This window comes from Cohnella sp. LGH, assembly GCF_017671885.1.
Taxonomy (GTDB): Bacteria; Bacillota; Bacilli; order Paenibacillales; family Paenibacillaceae; genus Cohnella; species Cohnella phaseoli.
On record NZ_CP072117.1, the window covers coordinates 5,131,099 to 5,156,364 of the forward strand.

The 25,266-nt window shown below is 57.1% G+C and carries 16 protein-coding genes; 3 read left to right on the forward strand and 13 right to left on the reverse strand.

Annotated elements, in window-relative coordinates; genetic code table 11:
* Window positions 1–16: 16 nt before the first annotated feature.
* The 3 genes from J4772_RS22165 to J4772_RS22175 all read right to left on the reverse strand — a co-directional run bounded on the left by J4772_RS22165 (window position 17) and on the right by J4772_RS22175 (window position 3,642).
* The gene (locus tag J4772_RS22165; protein ID WP_209071424.1) at window positions 17–910 is read right to left on the reverse strand and encodes a carbohydrate ABC transporter permease; all 894 of its coding nucleotides are present in this window, start codon (window positions 908–910) and stop codon (window positions 17–19) included.
* Between the two features lie 16 nt (window positions 911–926).
* Complete coding sequence (locus tag J4772_RS22170) at window positions 927–1,826, reverse strand: ABC transporter permease (protein WP_209071425.1); 900 nt, start codon at window positions 1,824–1,826, stop codon at window positions 927–929.
* 73 nt (window positions 1,827–1,899) lie between these two features.
* The gene (locus J4772_RS22175) at window positions 1,900–3,642 is read right to left on the reverse strand and encodes an extracellular solute-binding protein (protein ID WP_209071426.1); all 1,743 of its coding nucleotides are present in this window, start codon (window positions 3,640–3,642) and stop codon (window positions 1,900–1,902) included.
* 208 nt (window positions 3,643–3,850) lie between these two features.
* Between J4772_RS22175 and J4772_RS22180 the strand changes: the two genes are divergently transcribed.
* The 3 genes from J4772_RS22180 to J4772_RS22190 all read left to right on the forward strand — a co-directional run bounded on the left by J4772_RS22180 (window position 3,851) and on the right by J4772_RS22190 (window position 7,797).
* A complete protein-coding gene (locus tag J4772_RS22180; protein ID WP_209071427.1) occupies window positions 3,851–5,590 on the forward strand; it encodes a sensor histidine kinase in 1,740 nt (579 codons plus the stop codon).
* A 5-nt stretch (window positions 5,591–5,595) separates the two neighbouring features.
* Window positions 5,596–7,224 (forward strand): response regulator, encoded by a 1,629-nt coding sequence (locus J4772_RS22185; protein ID WP_209071428.1) that lies wholly within the window; start codon window positions 5,596–5,598, stop codon window positions 7,222–7,224.
* 255 nt (window positions 7,225–7,479) lie between these two features.
* Window positions 7,480–7,797: a hypothetical protein gene (locus J4772_RS22190; RefSeq protein WP_209071429.1), complete on the forward strand. Its 318-nt coding sequence runs from the start codon at window positions 7,480–7,482 to the stop codon at window positions 7,795–7,797.
* Between the two features lie 94 nt (window positions 7,798–7,891).
* Here the strand turns inward: J4772_RS22190 and J4772_RS22195 are convergent, their stop codons facing one another.
* The 10 genes from J4772_RS22195 to J4772_RS22240 form a co-directional block, all read right to left on the reverse strand.
* Window positions 7,892–8,563 (reverse strand): tetratricopeptide repeat protein, encoded by a 672-nt coding sequence (locus J4772_RS22195; protein ID WP_209071430.1) that lies wholly within the window; start codon window positions 8,561–8,563, stop codon window positions 7,892–7,894.
* Window positions 8,564–8,630: 67 nt separating this feature from the next.
* A complete protein-coding gene (locus J4772_RS22200) occupies window positions 8,631–10,289 on the reverse strand; it encodes a hypothetical protein (protein WP_116061446.1) in 1,659 nt (552 codons plus the stop codon).
* 76 nt (window positions 10,290–10,365) lie between these two features.
* The gene (locus J4772_RS22205; RefSeq protein ID WP_209071431.1) at window positions 10,366–12,480 is read right to left on the reverse strand and encodes a phage tail protein; all 2,115 of its coding nucleotides are present in this window, start codon (window positions 12,478–12,480) and stop codon (window positions 10,366–10,368) included.
* Between the two features lie 28 nt (window positions 12,481–12,508).
* A complete protein-coding gene (locus tag J4772_RS22210) occupies window positions 12,509–14,725 on the reverse strand; it encodes a putative baseplate assembly protein (RefSeq protein WP_209071432.1) in 2,217 nt (738 codons plus the stop codon).
* 280 nt (window positions 14,726–15,005) lie between these two features.
* Window positions 15,006–18,104: a baseplate J/gp47 family protein gene (locus tag J4772_RS22215; RefSeq protein ID WP_209071433.1), complete on the reverse strand. Its 3,099-nt coding sequence runs from the start codon at window positions 18,102–18,104 to the stop codon at window positions 15,006–15,008.
* Window positions 18,105–18,122: 18 nt separating this feature from the next.
* Window positions 18,123–18,524: a GPW/gp25 family protein gene (locus J4772_RS22220; RefSeq protein ID WP_116061450.1), complete on the reverse strand. Its 402-nt coding sequence runs from the start codon at window positions 18,522–18,524 to the stop codon at window positions 18,123–18,125.
* Between the two features lie 29 nt (window positions 18,525–18,553).
* A complete protein-coding gene (locus J4772_RS22225) occupies window positions 18,554–19,288 on the reverse strand; it encodes a phage baseplate assembly protein V (RefSeq protein WP_246016547.1) in 735 nt (244 codons plus the stop codon).
* On the reverse strand, window positions 19,288–20,388 hold the full coding sequence (locus tag J4772_RS22230; RefSeq protein ID WP_116061451.1) for a phage late control D family protein: 1,101 nt from the start codon (window positions 20,386–20,388) through the stop codon (window positions 19,288–19,290). Before J4772_RS22230 ends, J4772_RS22225 begins: the two co-directional genes overlap by 1 nt.
* 7 nt (window positions 20,389–20,395) lie before the next feature.
* Window positions 20,396–21,022, reverse strand: coding sequence for a CIS tube protein (locus J4772_RS22235; protein ID WP_116061452.1), 627 nt, complete (start codon window positions 21,020–21,022; stop codon window positions 20,396–20,398).
* A gap of 202 nt (window positions 21,023–21,224) precedes the next feature.
* Window positions 21,225–25,241, reverse strand: a complete 4,017-nt coding sequence (locus J4772_RS22240) for a hypothetical protein (RefSeq protein WP_209071434.1) — start codon at window positions 25,239–25,241, stop codon at window positions 21,225–21,227.
* Window positions 25,242–25,266: the final 25 nt, after the last annotated feature.

The following is a 25,266-nucleotide window of genomic DNA, read 5'->3' on the forward strand; positions in this document are numbered from 1 at the left end:
TCATAGGATGTTGAAGCTACTCCTTCACGCTCCCTAGCACGATGCCGGACATGAAATATTTCTGCAAGAACGGATACACGAGAAGAATCGGAAGCGTGGCCATGAAGATTTGCGCCGCTTTTACCGTGCGGTCGGAAATCTGGTTCAACAGCTTCGCCTGCACCGGATCGATGGAAGCGAATGAGGACGTATTCAGCTTGACGACGACGGTCTGTAGATAGCTTTGTAAGGGATACTTATCTGGAGAGTTCATCAGGATCATCCCGTCGAACCAGGAGTTCCAATGCATGACGATCGTAAACAGAGCTACCGTCGCAAGCGCCGGAGTCGACAACGGGACGAAAATCCGGAACAGGATTTTGACGTGGTTCGCGCCATCTACGAAAGCCGCCTCCTCCAGCCCCTTCGGCAATCCCCGGAAGAAGTTCAACAGCAAGATGCAATTGAACACCTGCACGGCCCCAGGCAGTATCAATGCCCAGATCGTATCCAGTATTCCGGTCGCCTTGATCGTCATGTACCACGGAATCAACCCTCCGTTAAAGAGAATCGTGAACACAAACGCCCAAGCATACAGAGTTCTTCCGGGAAAAGCTTTAGACTCCTTCGACAGCGGGTAGGCGACCAGTAACGTCATCAGTAAGCTAATGGCCGTCCCTAGAACGACTCGTCCGATCGAGATGCCGAACGCCGTAAAAAATTCGTGGCGCAAAAACACGAAACGGTACGAATCGAGGTTCAATCCGACCGGCCACAGCTTGACTAGCCCGGCCGCCGCCGCCGATTTGTTGCTTAACGATAAGGAAAGCATATTGACGAAAGGAAGCAGCGATAGGATCGAAAACAAACCCAATACGCCGTAATTGAACGCGTTAAACGCTTTTCTAGAAAAAGATAATCTACCAACCATGTTTCTGCACCGCTCTCTAGAAAATTCGATAGTTGGCTATTCGGTAGGCCAAAAAGTATGAAACCGAAATAAAGAGGAAGGAAATGACGGATTTAAACAAGCCGACCGCCGTCGCGACCCCGTACTGCGTATCCACGATGCCGATCCGGTACACGAACGTATCCAGAATGTCGGCCGTGGAGTAAACTTGCGGACTGTATAAATTAAAAATCTGGTCGAATCCCGCGTTCAAGACGTTCCCCAAGCTTAAGGTCGCGACCAGCACGATAATTGGCAGCATGGACGGCAGCGTAACGTTAATCGTTTGTTTCCACCGGTTCGCGCCGTCGATGACCGCGGCTTCGTAGAGCGATGGATTCGCGTTCGTGATCGCCGCCAGAAACACGATCGTGTTGAATCCGATTTCCTTCCACAGATCGGAGACGACGGCCGTGAACCGAAACCATCCCGGGTCCCCTAGGAAAAAGATCGGTTTTAATCCGAGCGCTTGCAAAAATCCGTTCACGATTCCTTCGGAAGGCGAGAGAATGTCAATCAGAATGCCGCCGAGCAGCACCCAAGATAGAAAATAAGGTAAATAGACGATCGTCTGAACAGCCCTCTTGAACGCCCTTATCCGAATCTCGTTCAGCAGAAGCGCCAAAACGATAGGAGCCGAGAGGTTCAGAACGATCTTCATAGCCGCGATGACGACCGTATTCAGCAACACTTGCTTCGTGTCCGGCAGCTCCCAGACATACTTGAAATTGTCCAGTCCGACGAAGGGGGAATGGAAGATCCCCTTGGAAGGCATAAACTTCTCGAAAGCCAAGTAAATCCCGGCGATCGGACCATAGCTGTAGATCAAGAGCAGGACCAATGGCGGAATCAGCATGACGTGAAGCGGCAGAAGCCGCATGGCTTTTGGCGATAGCATTCCTTTCTCCTCCAAGCTTGCCTTTCCGGTTAGGAGGAAAGAGGCCACGCCCCTCTCCCCTACCCGGATATCGTTACTTCGTCGATTCGTACCAGGCGTTGACTTCCTGCGTAATCGTATCGCCGCCGAGTTTCTTCCAATCCGCGACGAATTGGTCGAATGCGTCTACCGGAACGGCGCCCATGATGATTTTCGAATACATTTCCAGCTGCAATTTATCGAGCGTCGATTGCTTCTGGACCATCGTATCTGTCTTGGAACCGAAGAATTGGTCGGAGATACCCAGCCTCTGGGAATCGTAATAATCCAAGATGCTCAGAGCCGTGTCCTTCGGTCCCGCCCACTTCGCGTTGCCGTAGGACGCCGGATCTTTGTTTTCCATGAACCGGTTATAGATGTCGTAGTTGCTTTTCACCTGCAGGTTTTTCAATGCGTCTTGATCGTTGTTTTCCAGCGCGGCTTTGACTCCGCGATAGATTCCGATATTCTGGCCGGGATCGGACATGTACACGGCGGCCAGCCTCCAGCGGATGTAGCCTTCCGGATTCGGATCGGGCTGATGGAAATCGTCGTCGTAGCCTCCCGTATCCCATCCGTACTCTTTGTCGACGTAGTAGTTCGCCAGCTTGATGAGCGCTTCGGGATGCTTGGAGCCCTTCTTGAACGCCGTGTAGCCGTTGACGGACTCCGGATTCACGCCCGTTCCGATGGACGGGATCGCCGGCTTATCGTCGGCGGAGACGATTGGGTAAGGCTTCCATTCGGCGCTCGGATCCTGCTTGAAAGAATCCGGCAACGGATAGAAGGCATTCCAATGCTGACCATAAAATAGGCCGATCTTGCCGGAGACGACGGATTCGTTGACCTTCGTGGCGTCCTTCACGCCGAATTCCGCGTCGATCTGGCCGGCCAGGAACATTTCCTGGAGCTTGCCGAGCGCCTGTTTCATCTCCGGTTGAACGCCACCGTAGACCAACTTGCCTTCCTCGTCTTCCAGCCAGAGATTGCGGTAAGCATGATACCCTTCGAAAAAACCGTTCAGGTCGTACAGGCCTCCGCCGTAGACGTCTTTGGCCAGCCCGATTCCGAACGTATCCTTCTTGCCGTTTCCGTCCGGATCCCGATTTGCGAACGCATCGCTGATGTTCAGGATGTCCTCCATCGTCTTCGGCTCGGGCAATTGCAGCTTGTCCAGCCAGTCCTTGCGGAGCCAGATCATGGAGGCTGCATCCAAGCTGGACGCCACGTATGGGAGAGCGAGCACTTTGCCGTCGAACGTGCTTGTCTTTAAAGCCAGACCGTCGTTCACGGCCAAAAACTTCTTGAGCTGCGGCGAAGCGTATTTCTCGATCACTTCGGTTAAATCTTCCGCCATGTCGTTGTCTACGAGCTGCTTTAATTGCTTGGAGTTGACCGGGATAATATCCGGCAGATCATTGGACGCGATGCTGACGTTCAGTTTCTGTTCCCCCGGACCTCCGGTTTCGTCCCCGACGACCGACCAATTGACCTTCATCTCAATGCCCAGATCTTTAAGATATCCATCCAACCAAACGTTCTTATCCGCCGTTTCTCCAGGTACGAACTTGTCCGAAGCATTGAAGATTTTAACCGTGGATAGCTTGATCGGAGGATCGTATTTGCCGAACGGATCGACGTTCTCCTCGGACGCTGCGGAAGACGGTTGCGCCGTTTCCGCGGCTTGTCCTTCGGACTGCGAGACTTTCTCCGGATTCGAGTTAGAGCAAGCCGTGACCGTCGCGAGCAACGCGGCAAGCGCGATGGCGGTCGCTTTGTTTTTCATGCTGCCTTTCATGGTTCGAACTCCCCTTTTCCATGATGAGTATGGCGGCTAGCCGACTTACAAGTCTCATTATAGAAAACAAATTTCCTGCTAGATACACAACTCTTTTTACATTTACGGTTTTATCTTTACTTATCGGCAATCCCTTGAAGGGAAAGGCCTCCCGGGCACCGAAGAGTAAAAAGCAAGCAGCCATCACGACAAACAAGGTGAATAATATATGGGAAATATCACTAAACAATGGGCGATTCCAATCTATATGAAGCTCATTCTGACGTTCCTTGCCATACTTACGCCGCTTTTCGGCTTAAGCCTGGCCATGAACGAATACGGCTCTTCGAGCGTGCGAACCGAAATCACGAGATCGATGCAATCCAAAGTACATTTCTACAATAAATCCCTCGAAAACGAGTTTTCGAGAATCATCCGCATAATAAAAGAGTTTACCAGCTACGAGGACCTGGATTATTTGAGCCACCGCAGCGAAATCATGGGCGTCTTCGAGAAGCGGACTCGGATCCAGGACGTCCAGAAAGAGCTGATCTTTATCAAAAGCTCCAGCCACCTCATCTTGTCCGCGGAAGTTCATGTCACCTCCATCGACCGAACGATCTCCGACGGCGGATACGATTCGATTCCGCGGGACCGGTTCGACGCGCTGAACATCGTAACCAATATTTACGAATCCCCGTTCATTCATTGGGAAGACCGGCTCTTTATCAGCCTCCCTTTCCCCATCACGCCGAACAATCTACAGCCGGATTTCGTCGTGGACGTGGAAATCGACAAGGAAAAGCTTAGGCAGGATTTTCTCGAGTTTACCGATTCGGCGAGCGGCAACGTCGTCTGGACGGATCAGGAGAGAGATTGGGAAATTTCCGCCCAAGAGAGCGGCTCCCTCGGCATGGCCGCGCAACTAAGCGACGAAGCCGGCGTGCGGTCTATCGTAGGGCAAGGAAGGAATTACCTCGTCGCGTACGAAAAATCCGGCGTTCTCGGCACGACCTTGATGATGTACGAAGACGAGAAAACCCTTCTCGGGCCCCTAAGGCTTCATCGTATCGGGTTCTGGCTACTATCCGGCCTATCGCTTCTCTTGATCGTTGGCGTTTCCTTCACGGTCTATCGACTCATTCGCCAACCTCTGAAAACGCTGATTCGGGGTTTCCGCAAAATCGAACAGGGAGATTTGAACGTGTCTTTTGAATATCGGGGGAACGACGAATTCAAGTATTTGTACGGGCAATTCAACGCGATGACCCGCAATCTCCAGCAGTTGATCGACGAAGCGTTCGCCCAGAAGTACCGGGCCCAGAACGCCGAATTGCGCCAGCTTCAATCGCAGATCAATCCGCACTTCCTATACAACAGCCTGTTTATTCTCAATCGGTTGGCCAAAAAAAGCCGCGACCAGACGCAGATCGATTTTACGAAGTATTTATCGGACTATTTCCATTTCATGACGCGCAATTCGAGCAACGAAGTGACCTTGGCGGAGGAGGTTCGCCATGCGAGGAATTACGTCGAAATCCAAACAATCCGGTTCGCCGGCCATATCGAAACCCGGTTCGATCCGCTCCCGGACGAATGGGTCTCGATCCGGGTGCCCCGCCTCATTCTCCAGCCGATCGTCGAAAATGCTTATAAATACGCTCTAGAGCAGCACGAACGCGGAGGGAAACTGCGGGTGGCATTCGAACATATCGACGGGGACGCGGTCATCCGCATCGAGGATAACGGCGAGCGGATCGGTCCGCAAGACATCCATCGATTGCGACAAAGGCTGAACGATTTCAACATTTCGCAAGAGACGACAGGGCTAGTGAATCTGCATCGCCGGCTGGTCTACCGCTTTGGACCCCACTACGGAATCGCATTATCCGGAGGCACGGAAGCCGGACTATCGGTTTCCGTGCGCTTGCCGATGAACAACGAAACGATCGAGAAAACGGAGGGGTAACGTCTATGTATCGCGTACTGGTAGTCGATAACGAACCGATCATTGTGGACGGTCTGGTTGACCTGTTCGCCGAAGCCGAAGATCTCGACTTGGAAATCTTCAAAGCCGAATCGGCACAGGAGGCGCTGGTCTTGCTTCAAGAAAACGCAATGGACGTCGTCTTCGCCGATATCCATATGCCCGGCATGGACGGTCTTGAACTGCAGAGACGAATCGCCGAACGTTGGCCGCGCTGCAGGGTCATTTTTCTGACGGGCTTTAACGATTTCGAATACGTCCAGACCGCATTGCGCAACGGCGGCGCCGACTATATTCTGAAGACCGAAAGCGACGATCGGATCTTGGAAGCGTTAAGGTCCGCTCTCGACGGCTTGCGGTCGTTCGACGAACAGCATCGCTACTTGTCGGACGCCAAGCGCAGCATGGAGATGGCTCTTCCGTTACTGCAAAGAGAGCGGATTGTTAGCTTGTTGGACGGAGAAATCGCGGCGGAGCAATCCGGATTGGACGAGCTGGGAACCACGCTCAGAGCGGACTCCGCCGTGCTGCTGACCGTCGGAAGAATCGACGAAGGCTGGACGTCCTTCTCCGCCTCCGACCGAATGCTTCTGATGTACGCGGCCCACAATATTGCCCAGGAGTACTGCTCAGATAGTGTGATATTCCACATCCTCTACGATCACACGAAATTCGTCTGGATGTCGCAGCCGAAGAACGATAAAGCACAAGAAGAAGCTTGGAGCGGGGTGCTTAACCCTTTACACGAAAAGCTGGACTCGATCCAGACGACATGCAGGGGTCTGTTGAAGCTGTCGCTTTCGTTCGCCGCGGCTTCGGCTCCTTGCCCTTGGAACGAAGTCCCCGTTGTTTTCTCCCGCTTGACCGATCTACTTCGGGGCGGGCTAGGGCTCGGTAAGGAAGCGCTGTTGACCGACGACTCCGCTTCCCTTCTTCCTCGTTCGAAAACTTCGGACGCTTTCCGGCTTCAACGCGGGCATTTAAACCTCCTGGAGCAATATTTGGAGAGCGGGGACGGAGAACGGTTCGCGGACCTGTGCCGCGCGGTGCTGCAAGGGGCGACTCCCGACTATTTGTCTTACGCAGAAGCCTATTACGGCGTCTTGTCGGTCGTTCTGGGCTTCGCCAAGAGGTTGAATCCGGACAAGGAGTCGGTCAATCGGCTTGATTTGGAAGAGTTGATGCGCATCGATCTTCAACCGACTTGGGAAGCTGCCGCAGTGCGGTTCGAGACCGCTGCGAGCCGGCTGGCGATGGAACGGAGGACGGAGCAAGACGAAAACACGCATTTTCTCATCGAACGCCTGCACCAGCATATCCGGGAATCATTGGATCAAGATCTGTCCTTGAACCGGTTGTCGGAGGTCGTCCATTTGAATCCCTCCTATCTCTCGAGGCTGTACAAACAGATCGAAGGACGGGGGCTGACGGAATACATCGCGAACCGCAGAATAGAACGGGCCATGGAGCTTCTCGCGCGAACGCCCTTGAAAATCCATGAGATCGCGGTCCGCGTCGGCTTGGAGTCCGGCTATTTCATCAAGCTGTTCAAGCGCACGTCAAAAATGACCCCTCAGGAATTCCGTGAGAAGCATCAGAGGTCTTTTTCGGATTAAACATCGTAACAACTCGTTATATCGGCCGAATGTTTCTCTTATCGACGGCAATTGGCACGCACTTATCCGCCACATTTCCCATTCGACTTCCATAGGAACCTCTGACGTTATTCGGCGGATCGGCTCGATTGCTCCCGCTTTCGAGCAATCCGGTCATTAACCAACAAAATAACACCGTTGCCACATTTTTACTTAAGAGATACCTTTGAATATAGGGGTTGTCCCCTATATTACGGAGTACGGGAGGTAGTATCGATGGATGCAGAAGAAGTAGTAGAAGGACTGGAAGCGAATGCGGAAGTTGAAGCGGTTGCCGAGGCTGCTCAAGAAGAGGAAGCAAGCGCGGAGCAGGACGAAGCGGTTGCGGAAGCGTCTGAGGAGTCCGAAGAGGAAGCCATTGCCGTGATTTCCGCTGTAGCGGAGGAAGAGGCCGTTGCTGAGGCGGACGCCGAAGAAGCCGTTGCCGAAGAGGCTTCCGAGGAGCAAGCCGTTGCGGAAGCCGAGGCGGACGAGCCTGCGCTGGCCGAAGTCGCCGCGCACGAAAGCGAAGCTTCCGATTCGGAAGAACAGTAATTATCCATATCTGATCGCTACAACGATCTAGGGGCTTATCTGCGCGAGTATCGCACCGCTTGCGCCGGCAAGCCCCTTGTTCACGCGTAAAGGTTCAAGCGCGGTTGCGCATGAAAGCGCGAAGCGCCCATTTGCGCTCGTGCCGTTTCATGTACTTGGGCAAGGCGCGGTACAGTTGGCGACACTCCCCGAACGCTTCTGCGGCTTCCGCCGATTTGCCAAGATCGGCATAGATCGTCCCCAATCGGTAATAGGCTTCGCAAGAGGACAAATTCACTTCTTTGAACTGCTGCAAGTATTGAATCGCACGACCCGGGTCCGTCTTGGCCAGCGCCTCGGCAAGCTTCAAGTAAGGCTGGCCGTATTTGACCTTTGGACTGATGGACAGCGCCCGCTTCATCGCCCGTTCGCCTTCCTCCAGCCGTCCGAGCGCCAGCTCGCATGTTCCCAGATCGCTCCAATACTCCGCCGAATGCTCCATCCGCTGTTCAATACCCTGTAAAATATCCCGAGCCCGGACGTGTTTTCCGCTCTCGATCAGCAGTCTGGCGAGCTCGGATTTAACTGATAGATCATGAGGACTCATTTCCTGCTGCTTTCTCAGTTTGCCGATCGAGCTGCGCCTGCGCAGCGGCTTGACCAAGCTGGGGGATAAGCCGACAAACCGTCTCTCCAGCGCATAAATCACGAGGAGCAGCACGATAATCGCGATAAACGGATTGCCGAACAGCCAGGTCAAACCGAAGAATAGCAAAATTTTGCTCATAATCAAGCCTCATCTCCCTCTCACCCGACGGGTTCAATCGCGATGGTGGCTGACTTGATGCGAACGACTAGGCATTATCGATTCCCGCAGCCGCTTCGTCGGCGGCTTTGTGCAGATCCGCGGCCGGATATCCCGAGCCTGTCGGCAGCTTCTTGAACGCCCACCAGCGAATGCGCAGCGATGCGCCCGAAGCGGCGCCGGCCAGCTTCATGCCGATTCGGAAACTGCCCTTGTCCGGATAGATGAGCGTTCCGAAGCTGATGTTCGGCAGCTCCGCTTCATACTCCGTATCTTTAAATACGTCGGTCGCGCCGAAATAGACCTTCGAACCGCCCGAACCGAGCGGAGCCTGCGAATCCGGAATCTCCTCCAGCCCGACGACGACCGTTACGTCCCCTTCGCCCAACCCGTGACGAATTTCTTCGGTCACATAGTTGCGCTTGCCGCGCAAGAAGAAACGCATGCCCTGCTTGGCTTGCGCGTCAAGCGGCACTTCCACGACGCCCGTAGCCATCTCGTCCTGGATCGTCTGAGGCTTGGGGATGCCCAGCTTAAAGTCGAAGGCGTTCTGTTCCGGATGATACACAACATCCAGCTCCGGCTTGCTGCCGTATTCGAGATCGTACGCTCTCGCCTCTGCATAGAAACGGTGAAGAGAAGAGGCTTTTCCGCTGCGGGACATCCTGTTAGCCAGAGAGGCGTTCGGAATATATTCGCCGAACGGAACCCGCTCCACCTGCTCGATCATATAGGTCGGCCCAAGCTGCAGCAGTCCGATTTTCGCCAAGCAGACATCCTGATCGGCATAGCCCTCTACCGCTTGGTCCAGAGAACGCTCGTACCATACTTTCATAATGCGCTCTTCTACCGGCTGGGAGATGATGTCAACCGAGTGCCGAACCGTGTGGTCGATCGGTACGCGATTGTCTCCAAGCAGCAGCTCGACGGAGCCGGCGTTCAGCGTCAGTCTGCCGGTCGTTCCCGGACGATCCTGCACCTTGACGCTATAGCTTAAACGGTATTCCGTATCCTGCTTGTCGCCGGGTTCGAGAAACTTGACGATATTGCCGTCCTTGCCGAGTGAGTCGAAGCCGTCCGCTTCGTACGCCAAGGAGAGGGAGACACGGGGAGCTTGCAGCGTTTTTTCCACGACAAGGGTCACATCGACCACTTCGCCCGGATTGGCGAACTTGGGCATTCTCTGAGTGACGCGAACGTCTTTGTCCTGATAGATCGTCACGATGTCTTCAAGCAGGCTGTTATGCTCGAACGAATGCGGCGCGGGCGCTTCTTCCTTCACATACAGCCGATAGCTTTCCAGAAAACGGTTGTACTCGCTCATCTCCTCGCCACGCACCGAGGAGTTGCCGACCGAGTGAACGGGCTCGCGGCCTTTTTCGTCGTAGGCGACGTACAGATAGACGTTTTTCTTGTATTCGTTGTTCGTGAATCCGTCGATCATCGACAGCTTCAGCGTTACGGGAGCCGAGATCACGATCTCGCGGCCGAGGTAATCGAGCGCTACGCCCATCTCGACGGTAATCGTCTTGTCGTCCACCGCCACGACTTGCATTCCAGCGACGACGCCGCTTCCGAACAACAGCCGATTGAGCAATCTCCTCTTGTCGTTAAAGTAAATCTGCTCCGATTCGAAATCCCGTACGGTCAGCAGCTTTCCGTAAAAATATCTGTTCCTCTCAAATGGAAACATTCTCGCCTTTTTCACCGGAACCCCTCCTTAAATGATGCGATCAAACATGTGGCGTCCCGCGTCCACGGTTTGTCGCCAAAACGGTGCAGCCTCATTCCAACTCCGAATCCATTCCGAGCCTCGTATGAGCGTCCATTCTGCCGTCCATATCCTGATCTACAATCAACGTATCGTTCGGCATGCTTCTCTCCGGTCTTAGCGTGAACAGCGACGGCTCGGCCAGTACCGTGTTGACGCCCAAATACGTCTGCAGATCGAGATACATCCAAGGCTCCAGCCAGACCAGCCGCACTTCCGTATACGCCGGCTTGTGCTCCTCGATAAGGCTGCGAAGCAGTACGCGCTCCTTCTCCGAAGGAGCCTGGCTCTGATCGAGCAGCACCGTAAACGTATACGGATTGTCTCCTCCGTAGAGCCTGTCCATCAAGCGTCTCAGCTCGGCGTTGTCCCTCATCGCCTTGTACTGGAACGGCTCGACGATAGTCGGCGGCCGGCCGGTAAACGTCTCGACGAGCTTGGAGATACCGCGCCTTGTCCCTCGGTAGCGGTATAGCTCTGGAGCGGCGCGAATGAGCGCTCTCACCTTGTCGTCGCGCCAGTGTACATCGCTGTCCAGCCCAAGCCAGGACGCAAGCCAGCGCAGTTGCCCGCCCTGGGCCCGCTCGCTGTCAAACCAGGCGGCCATGCCGTCAATCTGCTCCTCTACGCTGTCGTAGAGAGTACCGAACAGCGACAAGTACCGTTCCAGAAAATCGCGACTGCTCTCTTCCTCCTGGTAGACCGCGGGCAAATACGACAAAAGCGTCTCTCGAGGAAAATAGACGCGAAGACGGCGCAGCTGCGGCGTCTGTCTGTCGCTTCCGATCCAATCGATTTTCAGCCACAGATACCTGCCCTGCGCCCCGAAAAACAAAGCGTCCGTCGGGTTAACGATCGGAGCGGACCAGTAAGGCGCCATCCCCGCAAGCTTGTCGCGGAACGAATGCTGCTCATCGGCGATCCAATCGTTCACCTTCCACACAGTCCCTTGAATTAGCAGAAACTCGGAGTCGGAGCTGTAATACGATACCCGGATTTGCGTCCCGTCGGGAATGTCCGCGTCCAGCGCGAATTTGTGCCACACCGTCTCCGCTTCCGAGCTGTCGAACGCCTTGGACAGCCATATGCCTTCCGGAAGCGCGCTTCCTTCCCACCCCATCGTCTGCGGCTGCAGCTCAAGCACCGTTACCGTGCTTTCCTCTCCGTTCCAGACGTACATTCGGTCGCGCGCGTCGACGATGATGGCTCCCGCTTTACCCCGAAATCCGGAAATTCTGTCCTGATGCTCCCCGTTGCCGCTGAACCGCACGATAAAGCGGTCGTCCTCCCCGTCTTCCCCGATCTCCCGGGAGTCTCCGATGTAGATCATATTGCGGGAATCGACGCCGAGACCGGCAAAATATTGCGGAGGCATTAAAAAGCGTTCCAGGCGGCGTTCCCCATCGGCTCTGGCGAGAATGTACAGCGCGCAGGTCAACGTCTCCAGCACGAAGGCATCCCCTTGCGGCGTAACAGAAAGAAACTGGGTCCCACGCCACTGATCCGTCTCCGCGGGCAGCTTCGCCGTAAACTTGTCGTTGGCGTAGACATCCGCGATCACCCCCGACATCGTCAGCCTGATCAGCGCAAGCTGCCTGAAGCCGAGGGAGTCGACCGCATTCGGGTCATCAACGGATTGACGCGTCGTTAGAACGTACAGCCCCCATTCGTCCGAGGCCAGCGCCAACGGATGGAACGGAATGCCGTCCAGCTCGTGTCCGGCCCTGCGAAAACGCAGCTGCCCATTAGCCATGTCGAAGGCGGAAATCGACGGTTCTCCAGCGGCATCGGCGACAAACAGCGTATCCCCCGTAATCGCCAGATTGGCAGACGCCGTAAACAGATGGTGCCCCGGCACAAACAGTCGCTCGTGATGCCGGCTGCCTCGGTCGTACGTCCATAGATCCCCTTCGGCGTTGAGAAATACGAGCCGTCCTTGAGAATGAACGGCAAAAGCGGTCACATCGCCGACGCCTTCAAGCTGAGAGAGATGAAGCGTCTCGAGAACTCCGTATTTCTCTCCCCGCTTGATGGCGATTTCTTCTCCCAGATCCAGATTGCGTTCGACCCCGCGGCGAGCCCAATGCTCCGGCCGATTCAGCGAGAAGTACGTCGCTGCGCCCTGCATGATCTCCCCTCCTTCGTCTTCGCGATTGTCATAGCTGCGAGCTGCTGATCAGCTCGATTCGGTGCGCTCCCGAGAACACGATTCCCGTCTCCGACAGCTCCAGATCGCCGCCCGCGCTTTTCCGAACGGCTTTGCCCGCCGCGTCCAGCCACAGATCCTGAACGTAGGCCACGCCTTTGACCCGGCTGATCGCTCCGTAAATATCGCCCTTGTGAACCGTCCTGCCGAACGGCCACCCCTGAACGCCGCCAGGCTTGTCATGCGGCGCCAGCAACCGATTGAGCGCGGCTACGATCCGATGTCCCTCTTCCATAAAATGCGGCTCTACCACGACAACCGCATGCACGGTCACTTTCACATAGTCCGGCGCCACAACGTGAACCTCCGTCGTGATTAGCCTTCTGTCGTCCAGATGCTTGGCCACCGTCTCCAGGAAACCCGCGCTTGGCACCGGCGTATCGCCCAAACCTTGCGGCACGACGACGACGGTCACCGCGCCTTCCGCTGCCTGACCTCTGCCCGGGGCATAGTTCGGGATGACATGCACTCGCGACACTTTCAGGCCCGGCGTGTCCATCACGATCCGCGCATAATCTTCGCTGGTAACGGCGCAATAAGGAACCTGCCACTGCGCCCGGGCGCGCTCCACGCATTCTTCCAGCGTCTCGGCCTCCGCCCCGCCGAAGCCGTAGTCCAAATTGTCCGCGGTCAGCAGCAGCTCGTCCTGCTCCTCCAGCACCCAACGGTTCAGCAGTCCCGGCTTGATGTTGCCGCGTTCGCCGCCGCCGAATTCGCACACCATTACGCATAGGTTCGGTTCCTCGGCAAACGACGGGATCGCGCCGCGCTCGTCATTGCCGAACGCCAACTCCCCCGTCTCCGGATCGAACGTATAATGTCGATCAAGCGGGCCGGAGCGGTCGAAATGATCTACCGGCTCCCAGTCCTCCCATACAAGCCGTCCGTCTTTGCCGCAAGGCACGCCCACCTGGATGCGCAGCCCGTCCCGACGCTTCACGGGCAGATCGTACAGTCGCAGCTTCTGATGCGGAAGCCCGTTGCTTCTCCCGATCCAGCGAAGTTCTGCAAAATCCTCCGCAGAGTGAATGCGCCGGATGTTGCCGACGCCTTGGCCCGGAACGGCTCCCCGGACCCCGTCCCCGAACCGTACCGTCGTTCCGCCTCTGCGTCTGGCAGCCCGTTCGACGACATATACCTCGCCGTCGGCGTCAGCCGAATCGAAATCCGCGACTTCGCGCCATTCCCGCCAGCGGCCGTCGGCATCCCGCACCTGTACGCGCAACTGCCCGTATCTCGCCAGCAAGCTGTCCGCTTCGATCGTTTGATTCGGTTCTCCGCTGCCATCGAATACGACCTGCTCGCTCCTCGTATCCCGCTGACGCAGTCTGGCTGTATTCAGCAGCACCTGGTCGATTCGCGGAGGAAGCTCGTAACCGGCTTCCTCCAGCACGCAGCAAATCCAGTAGCGCGGACGATCCGCCGCCGGATGGACGATCACCGGCCGCATCGGCGATACGACCCGAAAAGTAATTCGTCCGCTGCTCATCAAGTGAAACGTGCCGTCCTCGATCAGTTCCAACGGCTGCCAGGAGTTGCCGTTGTCCTCGTCTTTGCCGTATGACTTCCAGGAGACGCGCGCGGACGGAACGACGCCTTCCGCTCTCGACTCCTCTCCGTCCGCCAGCTTGACGTAAATGGACAGCGTCTCTCCCGCTTCAAGCTCGGAGTCGAACGCGATATACAGCCGACTGCCCGCTTCGGCTTCGCGACCGAACGCATAGAAGGCGACATTGCCTCGCTCGTTGGACGCGGATCTGTCGCTTGTCTCCTTCTCCGTACGCGTGACGATCCGTTCAATCTCCAGCGGCAGCAGCTTGACCGGTTCGACCGTCTCGAACACCTGGTCCTCGGCCTGAAGCTTCGTTCCGGCAGGAAGCTGCACCGGTATGCGCACATTGCCGAACGTCACATCCGCTTCGGCCTGCGAAGTCTCGTAAGGAACGACGCCGAGCAGATCCAGAAATTTGCGCACGTTGCGTTCCGGCACTCGGCTCAAATAATATTGCTGCATTTCGCTCAGCCAAGCGAACAGCTCCAGAAACGTGACGCCGGGATCGTGCGCGTTCTCGTCCGTCCATTCCGGCAATCGCCGCGGAATACCGCGGCGGGCGTCCTGAACGATGTTGTCGAACGTGCGATCGTCGAGCGGAATTCTGGGTAGCATCGGATTCCCTCCTTTCGGCTAATATTGGGGATTGAACTTTTTACGGCGCCCCCATTTGCACACATGAGTTTACGTCCTATGAAGAGACTTCCGCGAGGGAAGTTAGTCGGAAAATCGTACAAAGCATTTCAGATCAGGCCTAAACGGCAGTCGTTTGTTCGAAAAATCATACAAAGCAACCCGAATCAGGCCTAAACGTCGGACGTTTATTCGAAAAATCGTACAAAGCGACTACAATCAAGGGTTATATGTCACTAAAGCGTCTTCGATGATCAGACTTCTATTTCACAGTCATAATAAGCCGATGCCCGCTGCCGCAGCTAATGATGCCGTGCGGCACTCGACGGATATCGTCCGGCAGCATCTCCACCGACTTGCCGTTCTCCGTGCGCACAACGCCGAGATAAAGCTGCTCCACGCGCTGTACGCCTTGGACCGCTTGCAGCAAGCCGTAAAACACCGAAGCGTGAATCGGCTCGCCGATCTCCCAGCCCTTGCCGTCCAACTGTCCGGAGAGCGGATCGAGGAAACGGTTCAGCGCCTCCAGGCAGGCGGCCTCTACCGGATGAAGAATGTCCGGCGAATCGGCGACGATCGTGGCAAACACCGAAATTTCGATAAACGCCGGAGCAATGACGTTCAGCCTGCCGCTATGCGCAACAAGGCTCGGCGCCCGTCGGCGCAGCTCCGTCTCCAGCTTGCGCTGCGTCTCGGCGAAATGCTCTCTGCCCGCCGCACCTCCGGAAGGTAGGGCAACGACGACAAACGAGCCCGGGCTGCTCTCCAGCCGCACATTGCGGTTCGGCAAGCATTTCACCTTGGAAATGCCCGGCTCGATCTCCCTGACCAGCCACTCGGCATCGGAGGGCGAAATGGCCCGTCCGCGATGCTTGAGCTGCTGCGGGCCTCTGCGCAGCGCGCCTTCGAGCGGCTCCGCGTCTCCGCCGCCGGTGGCCGGCTGCGGGTTGGATACGCCTTGCACAAATGCGATCGACTGCATCAGTCCCGACACTTGTCCGGGCGCGACATTGCCTCGGTCGCCTTGCGTTACTCGATAGGTGACGCGAATTTTATCCCCGCCCCTCAGCGGCGGCTCCATGCCGCGAGTCCCGTCTCCAAAACGCAGCTCGCCGGTGGCCGGCTGCAGCGTATAATGGCGGGCGTCCGCAGAGGAGGCGTTAAGCGATCGCACCTCATCCCAGCGCACCCATAGCTTCTGGATGCCGCCCTCGCTGTCGCGAAACACCTCGTATTGGTCCGGCTCGGCTTCCATCAGTCGCGCCAGCTCGTGCTCGTTGATCGTCCCGGTCTCGTCGACCCATACCTCCTGATCGACGATCGGAGTTTGCGACAGCACATAGCCTCCCTTGCCCGGCTCGGGATATTCCCCCGCAATCGTGCGCAATTGCACCGCACGTGCGGAATTCCGGTAAATCGCCTTAACGCCTGGCAGATCGGCCCGATCTCCGCCGTATTTGCCGTCGCGGTTAACCGCCCTCAGCCACGCCCTCGTCTTGCCGAACAGAGAAGCCACGGCGATCTCCGCGGGCCCGACGAACTGCAGCAGGCCGGATTGCGTAAAGCCCTGCGTATCGTCAACCGTCTTTAGCGCCTCCCACTTCCATTCGACGCCTTTACGAACGTACGCCTCCCATTCGATCCACGGGATCGTCTCGCTCGCCTCCGGCTTGCTGCCAAGCGCAAACTGCATACGAATCGGGCCTTTCACGGGCGGAACGTCAAAGCCGAAATAAACGGCGGGCGCCGGACAAGGAACCGGCAAGAACGCCTTAAACGTGTCGCCGCCCTGACGAACGGTTGCCGTCACGTCCGTCAGCACGGCGTTGTTAAGCGTGTAAGCCCATTCCGGGCGCAGCTCTGCCGTTGACGGGTATGCATAAGAGAAAGCTACATTTTCCAGTTTCGGACTCATATACTCGACGACCGGAGCGGTCGGCGTATCCGTCGCCGCCACCCTCGCGCGAAGCCACAGATCCTCGCGGCCATTGACAAGAGTGGCGGCCATATCCTCCGGACATGTAAACTCCAGCTCATAATCGCGGGACGCCTCCTCCGGCAGGCTCGCAAACAGCTCCTCGAACGGGCCGCTTCCCGGCAGCCTCATCCAGTTGTCGCCGTTCCAATACTCCCATAGCACTTTGCGAATATAGAGACGCGGCGGCGGCTTCGTCTCAAAATCCGCAGTTCGCATGATCATCTTCCAGCGAATTTCCGGGTCCGGCCCGACGCGCAGCTCATTTGGCACGAGCCGGCCGCCGAACGTCATCTGCAGCTTGCTCCCCCTCTTGCTGAACGCCTCTCCGCAGGAAACGTAAAACACCGAATAAGGAATCGAATGCTCCCCAAACGGATAAAATTCGGCCTTATCCAGCTCCATATCGTTAAAATACAGTTCTCCGGCCGGAATTGCGTCCGGATCGATCGTCCGATCGTGCGACGCTCTCAGCGTCAGCCTATCCATCTCCGGCAGCATGCGCAAAATCGGCGGCCCTTCGCCGCCTTCCGCAAGCGGTTTGACGCGACAGCGAATCCAGCGTCCCGCCACGCCTCCAATCTCGGTCTCGCCGACCGGTCCTCTCGTTTTTTTGCGCAGCATCACTTCTCCGCCCACGGCCGAAGCCGCTTCGAACGGAATCCACTCCTCGCCGCTCGAGTAGCTCCATTCCAGCCAATCCGTTCTGGCAAACAAGGAAGCCAGCTCCGACTCCGCATACCTCCGCTCGGCATTGTGCCACTTGAGCGTCAGCATGGCGGGATGATCGAGCCGCAGCAGCTCGTCGTGGCGCACGTAGAAGACATGATCCTGAAGGTTGTCGCCCAAGGTCGAAAACAGCGAAAATTCGGCGGCGACTCCCGCGTCCAGCCGATCGCTGTATTCGTCGCCGGCCATCACGATGCGATCCAGCCCCGGATGAACGTTATACAGCTCCATCAGCTTGGCTGGACTGACCAGCAGCGCGCCTTCCGTCTCGAACGGAAGCTCCTCGCCGCCGTCTTCCGTTGGCGCTGTCAGCAGCGTCCCGCCGGGCACGTATACCGCTTCCCGAACCCCTTCGTTCAGCGTAAACACGACGTTCGCTCGCGCGGGCCGAGCCGGCTGAAGCTGCACCTGCAGCAGATCCAGAAAAGCGATGAAGTTGTTCAGCGGAACGCGGTTCAGCCGTTTGATGTTCTCCCCGAGCATTTCCGCAGCCAGATAGAACAGCGCCGTACCCGCGTCGGGATCCTCCGGCGAGAAGCGCCATTCCGGCGTATAATGCGGGGCCATCGCCTTCATCCGCTCGACGAGAGCGTGCAAATCCCTTCCGTCGATTACAGGAGCGCGGGCCTGCCCGTTTTGCCACAGCTCTGATTTCATCCGATTCGTCGCTCCCGTCTATTTCGTGCCTTCTTCAAGATAGAAGGGATATACCTGGTTAAAAAGATTGTTCGTGGAACGCACAACATATGCGATGCCGATCGACAGCTTGCCGGGCTGGGACGGATCAAGCTTGGCCGTCACTTCGACGTCCCTCACGCGCGGCTCCCATACCGTAATCGCCTGCGTAATGTCGGTTTCCAGCAGCCGCAGCGTCGTCTCGTCGGTCGTGCCGAACACAAAATCGCGCAGTCCGCAGCCGAAGTCGGGGCGCATGACGCGCTCTCCCCTGGAGGTCATCAAGATGATGCGGATCGCCTCCGCGATATCGTCCTCCCCTTCCGACAGCAGAAACCGGCCCGTCGTCGCGTCCACCGCGATCGGAAACTTCCAGCCTCTCCCGAGAAAAGATGCGCTCATCGCTTGTCCCCCTTCGCCATGGCTCCGAATCAGTTGATTTTCACCATCGCGCCTTTAATCGTAACAATCCCGTCCGAGAGCAGGTCCAGCTTGCCCCCGGCCTTCACCTTCATCGATGCGGTCGCCTCCAGGTTGATCTGCGTGCTCTTGAGCGTGATCTCCTTGTTGGACTCGACTTTGATGTCTCCCTTGTTGTCGATGGTGATTTTGTTCGCGCCGCTTTTGACCGTAATCGTCCCTGCGGAGCTGCCTTCCAGAACGATCGTCTGGGCCGCGTTCTTCGTCGCCAGCGTCACTTTATCCGCGCCCTCGTCGATTTCCAAATTCAGCCCCTGCTTCGTCTTGAGCGTAACCTTCCCTTTAGATTCCGTATCGTCAAAAATCAGCTCATGTCCGTCTCGCGAATGGATTTTCCGCAGGTTGTTCTTCTCGTCTTTGGCGGGCGGCTTGTTCGACGTGTTCCACAACGAGCCGATGACAAAAGGCTGATTCAAGTTGCCGAGATGGAAGGCGACCAGCACCTCGTCTCCGACCTCCGGAACGAACATCGTTCCTTTGCCGCTTCCCGACATCAACGAAGCAAGCGGGGCCCAGTCGGTCTCGTGCGAATTTTCCCGCAGCGGGAATTTCAGCTTCACGCGGTTCAAGCCGTCCGGGTCCTTGTTGTTCGTCACTGTCGCGACCATCACTCCGTGAACGAAGTTGGCGCTTCCTCCGCCTTCCGAATCGGACCGTCCGGGAAAAAAATCGTTCATGGAAGACATCAGAATGCATTCCCTTCCGTTCTGAATTGGGTCACGTAGCCCCGGTTGCTGATCTGGTGAGTCACGGATACAAGCAGCAGCGTCTGGTTAAATTTCGGTCCCAGCCCTTCCAGCTTGATGTTTCGTCCCGCGCGCAGCTCCGGAATGCCGATACTTTCACCCTCGCCGCTGATGAGATTCATCGCCCTCTCGTTTGCCAGCGCGTTCGCCATCGTCTGCGCCTCCGCCTGGGAAGTTGCATCGCTGTATACAGTCTCAACGGACTGACGCGTCAGGGCGGACATGATGTCCTTGCCCGTTCTCCCGTTGGTTCCGTATTTGTTCACCGATTGGGAGGTGGCCTGGAACGGCTCGCGCGTCTTCGGATCGGAGCCCCGCACGATGAACTGTCCAACCTGATTGGAAATATCCACGGAGGTGGAGTAGCTTCTCAGATTTTTGCCGTACATGAGCGTGACGATGGGGCTGGCGGAAGGCGTCGGCTTCTTGAAGTAAAGCTTCTGCTCGATGACGAAGAAGTAATAGTTGATCTCGGAGGCCAGCTTTTTCAGAAAATGAAAATCGCTCGTCTTAAACTGCTCGATCGTCGGCTTCGGAGTCATCGTATCGTCCACCTGGAGCTGCAGGCTGTACTTGCCCCCGATCTCCTTGACGACGTCGCTGATTTTTTTGTTCAGCCACAGATTGGACTGGGCGCTGTGCATCATGAAGAAGGAGCGGTCCATTCCTTGTACGACGATGGAGGGCTGTCCCTCCGCGGGATAATCTACCGATATCCCCGTAATGATGCCGTCGAACACCGTCTCCAGCTTATCGGTGTAGCCCATCTCGATCGTAATCGTCTTGCCGACGTCGATCAGCGAACCGACCCACTTGAACTGGCGTGCCACGGCATCATAGGCGTTCTCGATGCGAAACTGAAAGTTGTCGGACTTGGCCGCGATCGACGTCTCCACCTTCAACATGGATACGGCGATTTGTTTTAGCGTAAAGCTCTGCCCATCCACCTGAATATCGAACGCCGGAGCGAAAAAATTACGATATTTCCGTTCCAGATCGGCCAACTCGTAGGTGTTAGTGTCGAATTTGATTTTTGCCACGGCGCTTTCACTCCAGCCTAGGTATGATCAGCTTCCGTCCGTACGGCAGCTTGCGCGGATTGTCGATGCCGTTCGCCTCCGCGATCGCTCGCCAATGGCTCGGGTCCTCGTACTCCTCGGCCGCCAGCATCCAGAGCTGCTCGTCCTGCTTCAGCATTTTCTGCTTCGTGCGGTCGGCGCTCTGCCGGGGAACGTTCTGATATTGCTCGGTCATCGATTGCACGGCGCGGAACGTCACGTTCAGCGTCGCCCGCACAGGGACTCCCGAGTCGAGAAACATCGTAAACCGCTGCTGTACCTTCTCCGCCACGCCCTTAAAATCGAGCGAACCCCACACAAATCGGCAGTGCGGCGGCGCGTGCAGGTCGCGATCAACATTCAGGAGGCCGGATATTTGGGCCGTGTGCGTGCGGACGTCGACGCCCTTCTCGTACGTATCGAAGAACAAATCCATCGTCAGCGTCGTCGCCTCCCCGCTAACGAACTGGGCGATCGGTGACTGCAGCCCCGGTATCGTCTGCCACGCGAACTGGTTGCCCGACTGCAGCACATACTCGTTCGGATTAAACAGCACGTCCACCGACTCCTGGCCGTTGCTCTTGATAATAATGATCTTCGCTTTACTGAGCGCCAACTTGATCGCCCTCCTATCTATCGTCTTCGTCGTCTGACCGGGCGGCGGGGCGGGCCCTGTGGGCGGCATTTAAGTCCGCGTCGCGGTCTTATTCGCGCTTACCCGACACTGGGACGGCATTTAAGTCCGCGTCGCGGTCTTATTCGTGCCAACCCGACTCGGCGGCGGCATTTAAGTCCGCGTCGCGGTCTTATTTGCCCCGTTAAAATCCGTGAAGCCGCTGCTCCAGCTTCATTCTCCTAACAAGCGATTTGTACACCTGGTCGGCAAGCTCGTCCGGATGAAACTGCGGCAGCCCGCTGATCGCCTTCTGCAGCGCCTCTTCGCTAATCACCGCTGGCGCTTCAGAAGCAGCGTTCTCGGTAGATTTCGCCCCCTCTGCCGCTGCCGGCGCGTTGCGACGAAGTTCCAAAGGTGTGTCTGATTCGTGCGTATGAGCAGGGGCTTCTGCAGCGTTGCCCGGGACCGCCGTATCGCGTCCTGCCCTGTTCACCGAAAGCGAAGCATGCGCCAGCGACAAACGAGGAGTATCCACTCGTTCGGATTGGTCAGACGAAGCTTGCGGCGGCAACTGAGTATCTCGAAGCGATTGCCGCATGGAAAGCGCTGCCGTCGCTCCCGGCAATATCGGTCGTGCCGTCCGTCCGGCAACAGGCGTAACCCTGACCAGAGAACGCCGACCAATGGCCTGAGTCAAGGGCCTCCGACTGCGTTGATCGCCACCAGTTACACCACCCTTTTCCTGTGACGAAGCGTCCCCAGAAAAAGAATGAGCAACGACTGCCGAGATTCCTTCCCTCCGAACTGCAGACTCGCCCAAGCTCGCATATTCATCAGAACTCGACTCCGAGGAATGCGTTCGCTTTATCAACATTGGCGTATTTTCTTCGTTGGTTAACTGCGCTTGAGATCGTGGAACTGTGTGATTGCCGCGGTTTTCAGGGGAATCCAACCGGTTTTGGCTTATAATCGCTCCCGCAGATCCGATTGGGCCAAAGCGTTGTAGCCCCCCACCATCCTGCAAACGCGCCCGGCGAGCCAGCCAGGCTAATCGTCCTTGTGCGCCCATTCTCGTTCGCCCAGCCTCAGCCGAAGGCACGTCGCTTAAGCCTCGGGAACGAATTGATGCTCCCGCTTCCCGCTTGCTCGCCTCCACGGTCGGACCTTGTTCCCCGCCTCCCACGCCTTTTGCACCGGTTGGACTCACAGCTCCCGTTGCCCGCAACTTCGCACGAACGGTCTGTGTTTGCCCCGACTCTCCCGCACTCCTCGCATCAGTTGGACTCACAGCTCCCGTTGCACGTAACTTCGCACGAACGGTCTGTGTTTGTCCCGATTCTCCCGCACTCCTCGCACCGGTTTGACTCACATTTCCGGTTGCACGTAACTTCGCACGAACGGTCTGTGTTTGTCCCGATTCTCCCGCACTCCTCGCACCGGTTTGACTCACATTTCCTGTTGCACGTAACTTCGCGTAAATGATTCGCTTTTGCCCAGTCTCTCTCGCACTTCTCGTACCGATAGGACTCGCATTTCCCGTTGCCCGCAACTTTGCACGAACGATCTGCGTTACTCCCGACTCTACCGAAGTCTTAGCACCGGTTGAACTCACATCGCCGGGCTCCTGGACGTTCGCTTGAACAGTTGGCGCTAACTCGACGCCTTCTCTCCCGCTCGAATCGGTCCGACTCGCATTGCCTTTTTCTCGCACCTTCGCATGGATCGTTGACGTTGGCTCGCCGTCCGCCGCTCCCTTCAGGCCGGATCGGCTTACAGCCTCCGGTTCCCGAGCTTTTGCATGAACAGTCGACGATTGTGAGACACCCTCGGGTTCGCGGTCTGTTGCGCCACTTTGGCCCGTTTCCCTCGTACTTTGCAAGCTCCTATGAGTTGTCGACGCTTGGCCGCTATCGCCAGAGTTTCGCTCGGATGTGCCAAGGCGACTTGCGATTGGCTCTTGGCGATCGGCACCAGAAGCCTTCCTATCGGCCGTTGAACCGTTCGTTTTCCTTGATGTCGCGACGGTCTCATTAAAACTAATAGATCGGCCGATCAGCCGATGCGACAGCTTCAACGAGCCCGCCGTTAACCCCAGTCTTGTCTCCGTTGGCTGCATTCGTTCGTTGATCAAGCCGAGAACCGCCGCCGTTCCCGGAGCGTTGGCCTGTCCCTCTGCCGTTTTCGTCCCAAGACCGATGCTTCTCTTCACCGAAATCTGCCGTCCCCGCTCTATCAAGTTACGATAGACAAGGTGCATAGAGGAAGCATCGTCCGGTCTACGAAGCGACCAGCGTCCGCCGGTTGCTGCTTGCGGGGCGACAGGCCCGGCACTCTGCGCTGATGGAAGCCCGTTTGCTTGTTCTCGCCGACTTTCCGACGCCTCGGTTTTCTCCCCGGAAGCGCCTGAAACGCCCTCTGCCCTGGATACCCCTGGCTTAAGCGCGTAAGACAGCCGATACACCGGGCGATTGTGGAAACTCGCGTCTCCGCGCGTCCCTTCCGCGGATGCACTGTCGTCAACGCTTAATGGCTTCCCTCTGACCGTCAGTCCGAATCCGGGAGAAAAATCGTCGGTATGCGAAGCTTGCCCGCGCCGAGAAAGCTCCCGGTCATCTTTGTCCGAGCGGCGTCGTTTTCCTCCCGAATCGCGGGAAGCTTCGGCCGTAGCTCCGTCTCTTCGATCGATATCGCCGGAATCGTCGCCGCGCTTCTCGACCTTCATCGAACTCGGCGTATCCGACAAGCTTTCCCGGTGCAAAACCGGGTTGTCGGAACGATCTTTCTTTCGCTCCATATCAAGCGAGGCTGACGATTCCGACTGTACGTTATCATGAGCTTCCGCGCTGCCTCTTGCATTTGCAGAAGGCGTGCCGCGAGAACGAAGCTCCTCCGCATTCCTAAACGCTCCCGCACCGTTTTGCGGCTGCTCAGGCGCAGGACCGTTCACCTCGCTTGTGCGGCTCATATTCCCGTCCAAGCGAGCGGCCCTGTTTGCTTGCTCCCCGTTCGTCTGAGCATGCGCGCTCTGCCGAGTCCCGTCGGGAACCGATCGGCTGCCGTCAACGCGCAGCTTGGGGTTCACAAACAGCAATTGTGCGTACACGGCCGGACTTCGCTTCGCTCGCTTAGTCCCGTTCTCCCCCGGCGATTGATCGACAACCTTCTTGCGACTGCTCCTGACTTTCGGAGGTTTGACGCTAAGCGGGATTTTAGCCCCCGCCGAGGTTCCGTCCGGCTTCCTTCGGAAAACCGCATTGGCCTTGGCGCTCAAGGGCCATGACGTTCGCCTTGTTAGCGTTTCGGCAAAGGTAGTCCCTTTGAGGAGAGCGGATTTGTCCGCTCTTGAAGCTTCCGACTTAGGAGCTGCAGCTTGCGAGGCTTCAGGGCTCGCTCCTTCGTCCCGCTTAGCTTCCTCATCTTCTATGTCAAGCTCCCCCGCACGAGCCAGATCTTCTACCTTCGAATTGGCGTTGCCTTCGGCTTCGGCCAGATGCTTCTTGTTCGCTTCTGCTTCTGCCAGATGCTTCTTGTTCGCTTCTGCTTCTACCAGATTCCTCTTGTTCCCTTTGCCTTCAGTCTTACGTTTCTCGCCGGTACGCGTCTTGGCGGTGTCCGAGCTCCCATTCGTCTTCCCCTTGGGCACGCCGCGCACCGTCGACCCAGCTCCCGCCGAGTCGGAGGGCTCATCTAAACGCCCCTGCGCATCCGCCGTCAACGCAGCCTCGCGAATTCGCCGTTGCTCCACAACGACCCGCTCCGCTTCGCGAACGACCACCGTATTGCGCTCTACGACGCGCTCTACGATCTTTTCCCGCTCGACAAGCCGCTCGCGCTCGATCACTTTCTCGCGTTCGATTACACGATCTTTTCCCGCGGGGCCCGGTCGATCCCGAACGATGTCGCGATAGCGAATCTCCGGCTTCTCCCGCGCAGGAGTGACCGGACCGGCTGCGCTAGAACGTTCAGGGGGACGAAAAGGCGCCCGCTCGCGCCCCTTCCCCGTCCCCTTCTTCTCCTGTGAAGAGACCCGAAAAACGAGAGGTTGCCCACTTCGGACGCCAGGGCGAATCGGACCGTACTTGCCGGCGATCTCGCCGGCAAACCGCGCGTAGGCGGGTACCGCTCCTGCGGATGCTTTCCCCGCATTTCGCCGCCCCGCTCCTGCAATCGCAGCTCCTGCAGGCATCGCCCCCGCACGCCGACTTGCGCCGATTCTCATCCTGGCCCCTCCTCTCTGCGCATCT